Genomic DNA, 13922 nt, shown 5'->3' with positions numbered 1-13922 from the left:
TGGGCATGTTGATTTTATCAGGTTTTCAACATTTACATGTATATTTTTGTTTATTTTTGAGCAAATAATCACATGCTAAACAAAAGGAGGAAATATGAAAAAATACATCAGTTTATTTATTGTTGGCTATTTTATGCTCACTAATCAAACTTTTGCGAACGTTGTCAATCCGGAGCAAACCTATACATATGAAAGAATGAAGGATGATATTTGGCAGCTCAAGGAAAAATACGATGATGATCTTTCTGTCAAAACGCTGGGTTACTCCCATTTTGGTCGAAAAATTTATGGAGTGAAACTAGGTAACGGAGAAAAAAACATCCTCATGATCGGCAGTCATCATGGTCGCGAATGGTTAACTAGTTCTTTATTAATGGAAATGCTCGAGACATATGCTGACGCATATCATAAAAAGGAAGACATAGGTCCATTTTCTTCCAGCCTTCTTGATGAAGTTTCGATTTGGTTTGTACCGATGTTGAATCCTGATGGAGTGACGATCCAGCAGGGAGGAATAAAAAAATTTCCCAAATATCATCGGGATAACCTTGTTGAAATGAATTTAAATTCATCTGATTTTTCAAGATGGAAGGCAAATGGAAAAGGAATTGATTTAAATCGTCAATATCCGGTTGGCTGGGGAGAACTGGATGATGAAAACGTCGATGTTCCTGCTTATCAATTCTATAAAGGTAAAAAACCTGTTGTCGCACATGAAACAAAAGCCATCGTCCGATTTACTAAAAAAATCAAACCGGAAATGGCTGTTTCCTATCACACGGCAGGAAGAGAAATTTATTGGAATTACAAAAATGGCAAGCATACACAAAGGGACCGTCAAATTGCTGAAAAGGCAGCACTGTTAACAGGATATAAACTGGAAACACCACCTAAGGAATCGATTGGAGCAGGATACACCGATTGGTTTATTAGCACATTCCATCGTCCTGCCTTAACAATGGAGATTAGCTATTTAGTAGGTGAAACGAGCCCGCCCCTTAGTGTTTTTGAGGAAGAATGGCAACGAAATAAATTTGTTGGAATGATGCTCGTCAAAGAAGCTAAAACTATCAGTAATTCTAACTAAGAAAGTGGGGTTGTTGATGAGGAGACATACTTTAGCATTGATGACAATGTTTATGTTTTTTATTAGCGGGTATTTTCAGGTTCAAGCTGAAAAAATTGATTACGAAAAATATGGCTCCATTGCCATTTCCATTGTAAAAGCGGACTACCCAGGAGAGCCAGTCACCGAGTATCAATTTTTAGGACGCGAAAATTTGACGGATGCGATTGTGCAAGACTCTTTTAAATTCATTGTCAAAGAAAACGGCAAAAACCTTAATGTTCTCGTAAAAGTCAAGCATAGCATTCAAAACAACAAACTAGTAAGCTTAACCGTTGAAGAACAGAAGTAATAACCAAGTCAGGCTTAAAGCCTGTCTTGGTTATTTTATTTCATCTTTCCCTTTTATTTTTCATACATTGTGTATAAGAAGATAAAGGGGGGATAGACAGATGAATGAGCAGGATCATAAGGATCTCGAATATGCAATTACGGAAATCACCGAAATTGCTAAGGGGTTTGGGTTAGACTTTTACCCAATGCGATATGAAATTTGCCCAGCAGACATCATTTATACATTTGGTGCCTATGGAATGCCAACGCGATTTTCCCATTGGAGTTTTGGGAAACAATTTCATAAAATGAAGCTCCATTATGATTTAGGGTTAAGCAAAATCTACGAGCTCGTGATTAACTCCAATCCATGTTATGCGTTTTTGCTTGATTCGAATTCATTAATACAAAACAAACTCATTGTTGCTCACGTTTTAGCTCACTGTGATTTTTTCAAGAATAATGTTCGCTTTCAAAACACAAAAAGAGATATGGTCGAGAGTATGGCTGCTACAGCTGAGCGAATTCGTCAATATGAAATCCTGTATGGTAAACCCGAGGTTGAGTCCTTTTTAGATGCTGTATTGGCCATCGAGGAGCATATCGATCCGTCGTTGATGCGTCCAAAATTAGCATGGTCGATGGATGATATCGAGGAAGATGCAGAGGAAACAAAAACACAGTCAACTCCATACGATGATCTTTGGAATCTAGATGATCGAAACAAAATGAAAGTGGAGCGAAAGAAGACTAAAAAATTTCCGCCACAGCCAGAAAAAGATATCCTCTTGTTTATTGAATCGTATAGCCGTGAACTAAAGGACTGGCAACGCGACATTCTCACGATGATGCGTGAGGAAATGCTGTATTTCTGGCCACAGCTCGAAACAAAAATTATGAACGAAGGTTGGGCTTCGTATTGGCACCAACGAATACTAAGGGAAATGGATTTAACAAGTGGTGAATCGATTGAATTTGCTAAGTTAAATGCCGGGGTCGTACAGCCTTCAAAAACGGGAATCAATCCTTATTATTTAGGAATAAAAATATTCGAGGACATTGAAGAAAGATATAATCATCCAACAGATGAAATGATTCGCCGCGGAGTAAAACCAGGCTCTGGTCGTGAGAAAATGTTTGAGGTTCGCGAAATCGAATCAGATATTTCCTTCCTAAGAAATTATTTAACGAAGGATCTTGTCATGCGCGAGGATATGTACCTTTTCCAAAAGCAAGGGAAGGAATACAAAGTGGTCGATAAAGAGTGGGAACACGTCCGTGACCAACTTGTCGGCATGCGTGTCAATGGAGGATTTCCATATATCACCGTAATCGACGGCGATTATTTGAAAAATGGGGAACTTTACCTCAAGCATTGGTACGAAGGAATTGAGCTAGATTTAAAATACCTTGAAAAGGTTCTACCTTACATTTATCAACTATGGGGTAGACCAGCTCATATGGAAACGGTCATCGAGGGCCGTAACATGTTATTTACCTATGACGGTAAAGGAATCCATCGGAAGTATTTATAATGAATTGGTGGCTACTGTGATAGTAGCCATTTTTTTTTGTGGGATCAAAGCGATTTTAGTAAATGTCGAAAAAATTTCAACAAATCTTGATAGTTTCTTGAAAAATAAGCGATATAGTTACAATAGAGATTGGCTAAGAGTTGAGGAGGGATCAAGACAATATGTATGAATGGTTCAGTGCAATAAGTCAGTTCTTAAGCCAGCCGTTTCTTACTTTAAAGCAATCAACGGAGGGCATTCCAATCGTATCAGCATTTATCCTAGGTATTATTGGAGCCCTAGCACCATGCCAATTTACAGGTAATTTAGGTGCAGTTACGATATATGGAAATCAGTCCCTGCAAAAGCGAATTGCCTGGTTAGAAATGCTCTATTTTATTTTAGGTAAAATTGTCGTTTTTACCTTCCTTGGTTCCATCGTATGGATTCTTGGGAGTGAGGTGCAAACGAGTTTAACACTAGTATTTCCTTGGGTCCGCAAAGCATTTGGCCCGCTGCTAATATTTATCGGACTGTTTATGATTGGAATAATCATGATACGAAAAACACTAACTCTGGGCAGCATTCCGGAGCGGTTCTTAAAGAAAGGGAAATTAGGGGCTTTTCTATTAGGAGTTAGTTTTACCTTAGGTTTTTGCCCAACCATGTTTATTTTATTTTTCGTTACCCTTCTGCCGATTTCTTTATCGGTATCTTACGGGGCGGTTCTACCTATTATTTTCGCTATAGGGACATCCATACCACTCATCCTGGCCATTACACTCATTTGGTATTTCGGCTTAAGCGGGAAGTTAATGAAAAAAAGCGGTAGAAAACTCGGGGCTTTCGTTCAAAAGATAGCGGGTGCTATTATGCTAATTTTAGGATTTTTAGATACAATAACCTATTGGAGCCTGTAATAAAAAATCCCCTTGAAGGGGATTTTTTATTGATATGCTTTTGATAAAAATGCTCTTGTTCGCTCAACTTGCGAATCATTAAATAATTGTTCTGGTGGCCCCATTTCAATGATTTTCCCCTGGTCAACAAACATGACCTTGTTAGCTACCTCTTTGGCAAAACCAATTTCATGGGTAACAATGATCATCGTCATCCGATCATTAGCAAGCATTTTCATCACCTTTAACACCTCACCAGTTAATTCAGGGTCAAGAGCTGAGGTTGGTTCATCAAATAGAAGAATCTCCGGGTTCATCATTAACGCTCTCGCAATGGCAACCCGTTGTTTTTGTCCACCTGAAAGTTTGGAAGGGTACTCGTAAGCTTTACTAGAAAGTCCAACCTTTTCTAGTAATTCTTCCCTCTTTTTTTGGATGATTTCTTTAGCCTCACTTTTAACGAATTTTGGAGCAACCTCAAGATTATCTTTTACCGTTAGGTGAGGGAAGAGGTTAAAATGCTGAAAGACCATCCCCATTTTTTGGGTGATTTGTTTGATTTCCTGCTTGCCAACATAGTTGCCATTTTGTACGAGAAACCGATCAAAAATACGAATGGAGCCATTGTCAGTCTTTTCAAGATTGATTAGACTTCTTAGCATCGTACTTTTTCCAGAACCAGAGGGTCCAATAATGGCTAGACAATCGCCTTGATTGACTTGAAAGGAGATATTTTTTAAAACATCAATGCCGCCATATGATTTTTGTATATTTTCCACTTCGATGATTGTCATATATGCCAGTCCTTTTTTATGCAAAAATTAATTTTTTCTCGATCCATTTAAATAAACCGGAAAGTATTAGAGTCATCAGCAAGTAAATGATTCCTGCGATAAAAAATGGCAGGATCGTAAAATCTCGGTTAACAGCGGTCTGTGCAAAATGAAGTAGTTCAGGAACTGCAACAGCGTAAAGCAATGCTGTATCTTTGATAAGGGTAATCGATTCGTTTGCTATAGCAGGAAGAGCTACTCGAACCATTTGTGGCAGGATGATTTTTACCATCGTTTGCCACTTGTTAAAACCAAGCACTTGGGCTGCCTCATATTGACCTTTATCGATTGCTAGCAGTCCGCCGCGAAAAATCTCTGCAAAATAAGCGGCATAGTTTAGAATAAAACCTAGGCATGCGGCAACAAAACGGTCCATTACTAAATATTCACCGACGAAAGGTAGCATTGGTAAGCCGAAACAAATCAACAATAATTGCAACAACAAAGGTGTTCCGCGCATGACATAGATGTAACATCTTGCAACCGATGCAACAATCCGATGGCTACTTCCTGAAAGTAATGTAAGAATAAATCCTAACGGAATAGATAGGACAATGACAATCAAGAATAATAGGATTGTCATTTGCGCTCCTTCTAGCATCGGTTTCGTAATAGTAATTAGGTAATCTATATTCATCACGCTGTTCACCTTCGTCTAATTATTTTAAAATGCGATCTTCTCCAAACCATTTTTCGGAAATTTGCGCAGCGGTACCATCCGCATTTAGTCCATCTAAACTTTCCTGTAGTTCTTTTAACAATTTTTCATTGCCTTTTTTGACACCAATTCCATATTCTTCCGGAGAGAGCGATTCTTCTAACATTTTAAAAGTATCCTGTTCTTGTGTTAGGTAATAATCTGCCACAACCTGATCAATGATAACGGCGTCTATCCGACCAATTTTCAAATCATTCAGTGCAAGGACATTATCCTTATACTCGGTGATCGAGTTGACTTTGGTACTTATTTCATTAGCATTTAATGCATCAAGTGCAGAGGATAATGATTGAACACCTACGACTTTCCCTGCAAGTTTATTCAAACTAGTAAGTTCTGAATCTGATTTTGTTACAATTACTTGAGCATTTTTTAGATATGGCTTCGTAAATAGGACCTTTTCTTTGCGTTCTTCCGTAATCGTATAACCATTCCAAATTAAGTCGATGCGGCCACTAGAAAGCTCAGATTCTTTGGCGCTCCAGTCAATCGGTTGGAAAACGACTTTTTTCCCCATCTTATCGGCCGTGGCCTTAGCATAATCGATGTCGAAACCGACAATTTCATTATTTTCATTCCTGAAACCCATTGGAGCAAATTTATCATCGATTCCGATGACTAATTGGTTTTTCTCCTTCGATGAAGCCGAATTTGAACAACCTACAGCTGAAACAAGTATCATTCCTACAATTGTAAACAAAGTAATCCAGCGTTTCATTTTACATCCTCCTAAAATCCTTTAGTTTATTAAAGTGGCAACGTGTTAATATGGTAGTATGATAACACGATAAAGTAAATTGGTCGACTCTTTTTTTAAAAGAAAGATTATTCTGAAAAATAATAGTGGATCTTCACATATCGTTCACAATTAATTCTATTTCGATATTGTTAATGAAAATAATTCAGCTTATTCTTAGATAGGGTTAAGTTTGCTTTAATAATCCTAAACTAATGGTTATAATCGAGGTGAAAGTGGTTCACCTAATAACTTAAAGGAGAAGTCGTTATGAGGAAACTAGCATTTCTTGTTATGTCATTATTACTGGTCATGGTAGGTTGTGGTAAAGATAAGGAAAGTGATCAATCTAATGGAGCCGTCAGTCCACCAGCGCTTATAGAAGTTACCATTCATACACCCGAAACTATTAATATCAATGAGGAAGTAAAGCTCGAAGCAACAGTTACACAAGGCGATGAGTTGGTTGACGATGCAAACGAAGTAAAATTCGAAGTATGGAAGATTGGCGAAGAAGAGCATGAGAAAGTGGATGCGACAAACGATGGAAAAGGTGTATATTCAATCAAAAAGACCTTTACCGAAGATGGTCATTATTCTGTTATCGCCCATGTTACGGCAAGAAGTATGCATTCGATGCCAAAACAAGATTTTACAGTTGGAACTCCTGCAGAAAATACGGTAAGTGAAGAGAATACTGGAAACTCTCATCACGAAGATAGTGGTCATGGGCATCATGAAACCGCTTTGAAAATAGAGTCAAACCAGGAAAATGCCACTGTAGCTATTAATCAAGATATAGAGTTATCAACTACGTTAACACTTGAAAATACTCCATTATTGGGTGCAACAGTTCGTTTTGAAATTATCCCTGAAGATGAAAGCAAAAAGGAATGGATTGATGCTACTGAAGATGGAGCAGGGGTCTACACGGCTAAGGCAATATTCAAAACAGCCGGCATGTATCACGTGCAAATTCATGTCAATAAAGATGAAATCCATGATCACAAAATTTTGATGATTGAAGTGAAATAAAGAGAAGGCAGGCTTATTTTTTATGATAAGTCTGCCTTATTATTATTCAGCAGATTTAAAAAGTGAGAACGAGATATGGGAATACCGACATAATAGCCTTGGGCATAGTCACAATGCTCTTGGTGTAGAAATTTTAACTGTTCTTCATTTTCAACCCCTTCTGCGACTACTTGTAAATGTAAGTTGTGGGCAAGAGAAATAACTGCCTTAGCAATCATTGCATTTGTTTGATCGGTATCTAAATTCATAATAAACGATTTATCAATTTTTAACGTGTCAATTGGAAAAAGCTTCAAATAACTAAGCGAGGAAAAGCCTGTACCAAAATCATCAATGGAAATTTTTACTCCAAGTGATTTTAAGTTTTTTAAAGTCAACTTTGCTTCATCCGGTGATTTCATGACGGTACTTTCCGTTAACTCAAGTTCTAAGGCATTGGGAGGTAATCCCGTCTCTAATAAAACCCTTGAAATGACCTGTTCTAGATTCTGTTTATGGAATTGAGAAGCAGAAATATTGACACTGACGGTTAATTGATTAAAACCGAGATCATGCCATTCTTTACAGCTTTCACAAGCCTTACGAATCACCTGTTCTCCAATTGGGACGATGAGCCCAGTCTCCTCAGCCAGTGAAATAAAGGAACCGGGATAAATTAAGCTGTTATTTCTCTGCCAACGAATAAGAGCCTCCGCGCCACTAATCGCTCCCGTTAATAAGTTAATTTTTGGCTGATAGTGAAGAATAAACTCCTGTTTCTCCAATGCTTCACGTAAGTTCATTTCCGTTTCCATTCGTTCATTAATATGGTCCATCATGGATGAGCTAAATTGATAATAGCCGTTTCTCCCTTGGTCCTTAGAACGATACATGGCTATATCAGCATTTTTGATTAATGTATCGATTGAATCCCCGTCATTCGGATAGATGCTAAATCCAATACTTGTTGTGATGCTTATTTTTTGATCATGAATCAAAAAGGGCTGCTCCATTGCTTTCATAATTTGATGGGCAAACCTCTTGGCCGTTTCATCTAACGCGTTCGGGAGAATAAATATAAATTCATCGCCACCCAATCTTGCTAGAACATTATTCGTCTTTTGTAATTTCTTTAATCGATTTCCGACTTCCTGGAGTAACGAATCTCCGGCAGAATGACCAAGACTATCATTGATAAATTTAAAATGGTCTAAATCTAAAAGTATGATACAAAAAGTAGGTCCAAAGGATTTCTTCAAATCCATCTTCCTGAATGATTGTAAGTACCAACGATTAGGTAGGCCGGTCAAGGCATCATGATAAGCCATATGTTTGATTTTTGCTTCCACTTTTTTCTTTTCACTAATATCTCTGCAAACGGCTAAATACGCCTTTGTTTCGGAGATTTGAATTAATCGTAGATTAATGTCGACTGGTATTGCTGTCCCGTCAACTTTTTTCATTAAGTCTTCAAAATGAATGGACTTCCTATTCGTAGACGCACGTTTCATTTTTTTAGTAAGTGATGTAAATAAATAAGCTCCATTTAGAAAAAGTAATTCTTCCTTCTTATGACCGATTAATTCACAAGCATTCGGATTAATGTCAATAATCAGGCCGTTTCTATCAAAGAGGAAAATACTGTCAGCTGCTTGCTCAATTAAGTTCCGGAATTTTTCTTCACTCTCACGTAAACGTTTTTCAGCGATTACTCGGTCCGTAATATCCAATCCAAAACCAAGTAAAAATTCTTCATTTGTCTCTTCGGAACGGATAATCGTTTTCCCAGTGTACATATAGGATTCTTTCCCTTGAAAGCCAACCATTCCCTCTTTCGTAATCAGTTCTTTTCTCTGCCATACTTCTAAATCATCGGCTCTATTTTGGTTTGCGATATAAAGGGGGAAAAAATCATAGACGGTTTTACCGACCAGCTCCTCAAGTGTTAAGCCATTGCATTTACAAGCTTGTTTATTGGCAAATAGGGTTCTTCCTTCGCGGTCTTCCAAAAAAATATTAATTGGAAGCGTATCGAGAATTTTTAAATTAAGGGATTCGTTGTTTTTAAGTTTATTAATAAATTCTTCTGTCTTGTGTTCAGAGTTAACCACAGTCCTGCGAAGCCTGTCTAATTCCCGTACATAGACCTCATAATTCTCTAAGGTATATTTCATGATTTCCCTCCCCTGGTTTTGTGTATGGATTATAAAAAAATGCTCTAAAACTATTGTATAAGTTGTTCAGGTCAATGGGTCACGGACTTTTTACAAATTAGTGAAAATAGCATACTGGAATAATCTGACATTAGTAAATTAAAACATTGACGCAGGGAATCGTTTTCATATACATTAGTAATAACTATATAAAAATTGGGGTGAGACTATTGGGAAGTACATTCAAAGATGTAAGTTAGCTGTGACTAAATTGGAGTATCAAAACCAATCTACCCAATTAGGCCTTTTATCCCTTTCTATAAATGGCATTGGGTAAATTTTTTGCGGTTATTACTTTAACAGGTTGATTTGTAGAAATTTGTCATATATTTCTTACAAGAGAACATTTTATTACAAAGCATAAATAAACCATTACATTAATAAATAACTATTAACAAATCTCTAGGAGGTGTATTCCTTCGCTGCAGGAATTGTGGAGAAGGAGACTTATTTGGACATATTTAATTTGATCATGGTGGCAATTTTAATTGCTTTAACAGGTTTTTTTGTGGCAACAGAATTTGCGATTGTAAAAGTAAGAGGTACCCGGATTGATCAGCTCGTATCAGAGGGGAATAAAAATGCAATTGCGGCCAAAACTGTGATCTCAAATTTAGACGAGTATTTATCCGCTTGTCAGCTCGGCATTACCATTACAGCTTTAGGACTTGGTTGGATTGGAGAAGAAACAATCGAAAGTATTTTACATCCTGTGTTTGAAAAACTGCAACTATCAGAATCGGCTTCTAGCATTCTATCCATTTCTATTGCCTTCGCAACAATCACCTTTTTACACGTTGTTGTTGGTGAACTGGCACCAAAAACAATGGCCATCCAAAAGGCAGAAGGAATTGCGCTAGTATTCTCTAAACCAATCATATTTTTCTATAAATTAATGTATCCTTTTATTAAGACTTTAAACGGTTCGGCACGACTTTTGTCTGGACTGTTCGGGCTAAAACCAGTTTCGGAACATGAGATTGCCCATACAGAGGAAGAATTGAGGATGATATTATCTGAGAGCTATAAAAGCGGAGAAATTAACCAGTCGGAATATAAATATGTAAATAATATTTTTGAATTTAATGATCGACTTGCCAAAGAAATAATGGTGCCACGGACTGAAATGGTGGGTTACGATAAGGAAATGACCATTGAGGAGTTTATTACGAAGGCAACTGAGGAAAATTATACTCGGTATCCGATTTTTGAGGGTGACAAAGACCATATCATTGGCATGATTAATATGAAAGAAGTTTTATCAGACTTTGTCAAGAAAAAAGTGGCAAGAGAGTCAATTGTCAAGTATTCTCGACCGGTCATTAAGGTTATGGAATCAATGCCGATACATGATTTATTATTACGCATGCAAAAAGAACGTGTTCATATGGCGATCCTCGTTGATGAATATGGTGGTACCGCAGGGCTTGTGACGGTCGAGGATATTATCGAGGAAATTGTCGGCGATATCCGTGATGAATTTGACCATGATGAGGTTCCCGATATCAAGAAAATCAATGAGCATAAAACAATCATCGATGGGAAAGTGCTTATCGAAGAGGTTAATGACTTATTTGGACTCGATATCGATGATACTGATGTTGACACCATTAGCGGTTGGATTTTAACCGAAAAGATGGAAGCAAAAGAGGGCGATAAAATCACCTTAGGTGACTATGAAATTAAAATCCTGGAAATGGAAGGTTACCATATTAAATCGCTCGAAATTGAAAAAATGCTTGGCCAAAAGTCGCTTGCGTAAATTCAAAAAGGAACCCTTGAAATGCCAAGGGTTCTTTTTTATTTGAAAAAATGGTATCTTTCTATATAAGGGGGTTTTGCGAACTTGAAGGGATTGCTTAAACCATTTTTAATTGTAGCTGGATCCATTTGTGTTTTTATGGGAATTGTTGGAATTGTTGTTCCTTTAATCCCTACTACTCCTTTGCTATTATTGGGTGCTTATTGCTACGCACGTTCTTCGGAAAAACTTTATCAGTGGCTTCTTAACACCAAATGGCTTGGTGACTATATTAAGAGCTTTCAAGCTGGACAGGGAATTCCAAAAAGGGCAAAATATACGGCCATCCTTGTTCTTTGGCTTACGTCTAGTTATTCGATTTTCTTTTTGATTCCGATTATTTGGGTAAGGTTGTTAGTTTTAGGAGTAGTTTTATATATTACTTATTTTATCTGGTCTATTAAAAATAAAGAGGTTGAAAACGAAACATAAAAAAGGAAGGGAATCCCCTTCCTTTTTTGCATGAATTAATTTTTTATAATCAATTCTGATTGTACATAGTGGTATAAAAGCTTTGCTGTATTTTCAATCGATGATTGATGTGTGCGCTCAAAGGCATGCGAGGAATCGATTCCTGGGCCGATTAAGCCATGGACGATATCATGTCCAGAGCGAATAGCAGCAGAAGCATCAGATCCATAAAAAGGATAAAGGTCAACTTTGTATTGAATTCCATGATCCTCGCAAAGTTGCGTTAGTTTTTTGCGTAATTCATAATGGTAAGGACCGCTCGCATCTTTTGCACAAATAGATACCGTATATTCATCGGTCGATTGTCCGTCACCCATTGCACCCATATCGACAGCTAGATACTCAACTGTCTCTGGAGTGATATTGGAATTGCCCCCATAGCCAATTTCCTCATTGTTTGAAATAAGGAAATGAGTCGTATAAGGTAAGACGATACCTTCTGACTTAATTTGTTTAATTAATTGTAATAAAATTCCAACACTTGCTTTATCATCAAGATGACGTGATTTGATATAACCCGATCCAGTGATTTCCACTCGTGGGTCAAAGGCAACAAAATCACCGACCTCAATTCCAAGCGCTCGAACCTCTGCAGCGGTATGTACTTTCTCGTCAATTCGGACTTCAATATTATCAATATTACGCTCTGCCTTTCCAGCATCCTTGTAGACATGTACAGATTGCTGATGCATGAGAATCGTACCACTAATAGATTTCCCTTGTGTTGTTTCGATTTGGCAGTATTCACCTTCGATCGAGTTATACTTAAAGCCACCAATTAAATCGATTTTTAAACGCCCACTTGACTTAATTTCCTTGACCATTGCTCCAAGTGTGTCGACATGGGCTGTAAGCATGCGATGATTAGCTGTGTCTGTACCTGGAATGGTTGCAATGAGACCGCCTTTTCGGTTTCTTTTAGTCTCGACATTTAATTCCTTCAAATAGTTTTCAACAAACCAAATGACTTTTTCTGTATTTCCTGATGGACTTGGAATCGAAACTAATTCTTTAATTAATTGAATCGTTTCCATTGTGTTCGAATTCAACATGTTCAAACCTCTTTTCTGATGGTGTAATCAATTTTTCAAAAGAATAATACATTCTATTACTTTATTTTTAACAGTAAAAAGATGCTAAAAGTAACTTATACTGAAAACCACGGTATGGACTTTTTGAAGAGCTAAATCTTAAAGTTCATTTTAATAATGTTGGCTTTGACAAGTGTGTTCCAAACGATGACAAGGCCCGGACCAATGAACATACCAATAAATCCTAATAGTTTAAAGCCAATAAATAGGCTGATAAGGGAGGCAAGGGGTGAAATACCTAAACTTTGGGCAAATATTTTTGGTTCAATGGTTCTCCTAATCACTGTTATCACAAGAAATAATATGATTAGTCCATACCCCAGGAAAGCATTTCCCTGGAAAAAAGCGACTACTGCCCATGGCACCAATACGGAACCTGTTCCAAGTATTGGTAAAATATCGACGAGAACAATTAATAATGCCAAGAGTGATCTATGGGGAGCCTGTAAAATCCATAAACCAGCATATGCCATAATAAAGGTGGCAAAACTTAATATAATTTGGGCTCTTAAAAATCCAAAAGATGCACTTGTAAGCGGCTTTAGGACTAAATTAATTTTTTCTTTCGTTTCTTCCTTTAGATGGGAAGATATTTTCGCAATAATATTGGGATACTCTATACTAATAAGAAACAGAGCGATTAGATAAATTAAAAATTCAACTAAAAAGCTAGGAATCGTTGTTAATAAGGAAATCAGGCCTTCCGCTGTACTTTGGAGGAAGGTTGTCAATCCTCGTATGGTATTTTCAAAAGATTTCTCAACTGAAGAGATAACATCAGGAGGTAAATTACTTAAATATTGCTCCCATTTTTTAATCAATGGACGAACCCCAGAATCGTAAAGACTAATCACTAATTGAGGAGTTTGCTTTGATAATTTCGTAATATTCTGCGCTAATGTTGAAACAGCATAATAAAACGTGAAAAATAATAATATTAAATAGCTTAAATAAGTTATGAGAACGGCCTGAAAACGTTTAAACCTCAGCTTATCTTTCAGGAATCGAATAATAGGCTCTAATAGAAAGGCCGTTATCCAAGCAAAAATAATCGGTAAAATATATGGCAAAATCAAAAAGATAGTTAATAGAACAATTCCAATAAACAACCATTTTTTCCACATTTATGTACAAACTCTCCTTACACACCAAATCAACTTACAAAACAACTACCTTTATTATAAAGTCTTATCCCCAGAATGTATATTTTTATATTGTTACTGTTTTTGTAAC

13 protein-coding genes are annotated in these 13922 nt (G+C 37.0%); 7 read left to right on the top strand and 6 right to left on the bottom strand.

Annotation, left to right across the window (positions count from 1 at the left end; all coding sequences use genetic code 11):
* The first annotated feature begins 94 nt into the window (after nucleotides 1-94).
* From ACX9YW_RS07955 to ACX9YW_RS07940, 4 genes are all read left to right on the top strand, one after another.
* On the top strand, nucleotides 95-1087 hold the full coding sequence (locus ACX9YW_RS07955) for a M14 family metallopeptidase (RefSeq protein WP_460344465.1): 993 nt from the start codon (nucleotides 95-97) through the stop codon (nucleotides 1085-1087).
* A gap of 16 nt (nucleotides 1088-1103) precedes the next feature.
* Complete coding sequence (locus ACX9YW_RS07950) at nucleotides 1104-1418, top strand: DUF3889 domain-containing protein (protein WP_460344462.1); 315 nt, start codon at nucleotides 1104-1106, stop codon at nucleotides 1416-1418.
* A gap of 100 nt (nucleotides 1419-1518) precedes the next feature.
* The gene (locus ACX9YW_RS07945) at nucleotides 1519-2934 is read left to right on the top strand and encodes a SpoVR family protein (protein WP_460344459.1); all 1416 of its coding nucleotides are present in this window, start codon (nucleotides 1519-1521) and stop codon (nucleotides 2932-2934) included.
* Nucleotides 2935-3095: 161 nt separating this feature from the next.
* A complete protein-coding gene (locus ACX9YW_RS07940; RefSeq protein ID WP_460344456.1) occupies nucleotides 3096-3833 on the top strand; it encodes an urease accessory protein UreH domain-containing protein in 738 nt (245 codons plus the stop codon).
* Between the two features lie 26 nt (nucleotides 3834-3859).
* Here ACX9YW_RS07940 and ACX9YW_RS07935 read toward each other — a convergent pair whose 3' ends face one another.
* The 3 genes from ACX9YW_RS07935 to ACX9YW_RS07925 are packed head-to-tail and all read right to left on the bottom strand — an operon-like array spanning nucleotide 3860 to nucleotide 6081.
* Entirely contained in the window at nucleotides 3860-4606 is a 747-nt protein-coding gene (locus ACX9YW_RS07935) for an amino acid ABC transporter ATP-binding protein (protein WP_460344453.1), read from the bottom strand.
* Between the two features lie 16 nt (nucleotides 4607-4622).
* Nucleotides 4623-5282 (bottom strand): amino acid ABC transporter permease, encoded by a 660-nt coding sequence (locus tag ACX9YW_RS07930; RefSeq protein ID WP_460344450.1) that lies wholly within the window; start codon nucleotides 5280-5282, stop codon nucleotides 4623-4625.
* Nucleotides 5283-5304: 22 nt separating this feature from the next.
* The gene (locus ACX9YW_RS07925) at nucleotides 5305-6081 is read right to left on the bottom strand and encodes an amino acid ABC transporter substrate-binding protein (protein ID WP_460344447.1); all 777 of its coding nucleotides are present in this window, start codon (nucleotides 6079-6081) and stop codon (nucleotides 5305-5307) included.
* A gap of 288 nt (nucleotides 6082-6369) precedes the next feature.
* Here ACX9YW_RS07925 and ACX9YW_RS07920 point away from each other — a divergent pair, with 288 nt between their 5' ends.
* Nucleotides 6370-7134, top strand: a complete 765-nt coding sequence (locus ACX9YW_RS07920) for a FixH family protein (RefSeq protein WP_460344444.1) — start codon at nucleotides 6370-6372, stop codon at nucleotides 7132-7134.
* Nucleotides 7135-7154: 20 nt separating this feature from the next.
* On the opposite strand, the gene ACX9YW_RS07915 is transcribed toward ACX9YW_RS07920, so the two are convergent.
* Nucleotides 7155-9287, bottom strand: a complete 2133-nt coding sequence (locus ACX9YW_RS07915) for a putative bifunctional diguanylate cyclase/phosphodiesterase (protein ID WP_460344441.1) — start codon at nucleotides 9285-9287, stop codon at nucleotides 7155-7157.
* Nucleotides 9288-9777: 490 nt separating this feature from the next.
* On the opposite strand from ACX9YW_RS07915, the gene ACX9YW_RS07910 reads away from it, so the two are divergent.
* Nucleotides 9778-11088, top strand: a complete 1311-nt coding sequence (locus tag ACX9YW_RS07910; RefSeq protein WP_460344438.1) for a hemolysin family protein — start codon at nucleotides 9778-9780, stop codon at nucleotides 11086-11088.
* Nucleotides 11089-11172: 84 nt separating this feature from the next.
* Complete coding sequence (locus ACX9YW_RS07905) at nucleotides 11173-11559, top strand: YbaN family protein (protein WP_460344435.1); 387 nt, start codon at nucleotides 11173-11175, stop codon at nucleotides 11557-11559.
* 35 nt (nucleotides 11560-11594) lie between these two features.
* Here ACX9YW_RS07905 and ACX9YW_RS07900 read toward each other — a convergent pair whose 3' ends face one another.
* Nucleotides 11595-12650, bottom strand: coding sequence for a M42 family metallopeptidase (locus ACX9YW_RS07900; RefSeq protein WP_460344432.1), 1056 nt, complete (start codon nucleotides 12648-12650; stop codon nucleotides 11595-11597).
* 131 nt (nucleotides 12651-12781) lie between these two features.
* On the bottom strand, nucleotides 12782-13813 hold the full coding sequence (gene ytvI, locus ACX9YW_RS07895; RefSeq protein ID WP_460344429.1) for a sporulation integral membrane protein YtvI: 1032 nt from the start codon (nucleotides 13811-13813) through the stop codon (nucleotides 12782-12784).
* Nucleotides 13814-13922 lie beyond the last annotated feature (109 nt).

It is taken from the genome of Pseudoneobacillus rhizolycopersici (assembly GCF_054786815.1).
The sequence above is the reverse complement of the archived record's forward strand: the minus strand, read 5'-3'. Positions and strand labels throughout refer to the sequence as shown.

Coding starts and splice junctions, on each gene's coding strand:
- ACX9YW_RS07915 (WP_460344441.1), bottom strand. CDS start 9,287: ATGAAATATACCTTAGAGAATTATGAGGTCTATGTACGGGAATTAGAC.
- ACX9YW_RS07925 (WP_460344447.1), bottom strand. CDS start 6,081: ATGAAACGCTGGATTACTTTGTTTACAATTGTAGGAATGATACTTGTT.
- ACX9YW_RS07935 (WP_460344453.1), bottom strand. CDS start 4,606: ATGACAATCATCGAAGTGGAAAATATACAAAAATCATATGGCGGCATT.
- ACX9YW_RS07955 (WP_460344465.1), top strand. CDS start 95: ATGAAAAAATACATCAGTTTATTTATTGTTGGCTATTTTATGCTCACT.
- ACX9YW_RS07900 (WP_460344432.1), bottom strand. CDS start 12,650: ATGTTGAATTCGAACACAATGGAAACGATTCAATTAATTAAAGAATTA.
- ACX9YW_RS07920 (WP_460344444.1), top strand. CDS start 6,370: ATGAGGAAACTAGCATTTCTTGTTATGTCATTATTACTGGTCATGGTA.
- ACX9YW_RS07950 (WP_460344462.1), top strand. CDS start 1,104: ATGAGGAGACATACTTTAGCATTGATGACAATGTTTATGTTTTTTATT.
- ACX9YW_RS07930 (WP_460344450.1), bottom strand. CDS start 5,282: ATGAATATAGATTACCTAATTACTATTACGAAACCGATGCTAGAAGGA.
- ACX9YW_RS07940 (WP_460344456.1), top strand. CDS start 3,096: ATGTATGAATGGTTCAGTGCAATAAGTCAGTTCTTAAGCCAGCCGTTT.
- ytvI (WP_460344429.1), bottom strand. CDS start 13,813: ATGTGGAAAAAATGGTTGTTTATTGGAATTGTTCTATTAACTATCTTT.
- ACX9YW_RS07945 (WP_460344459.1), top strand. CDS start 1,519: ATGAATGAGCAGGATCATAAGGATCTCGAATATGCAATTACGGAAATC.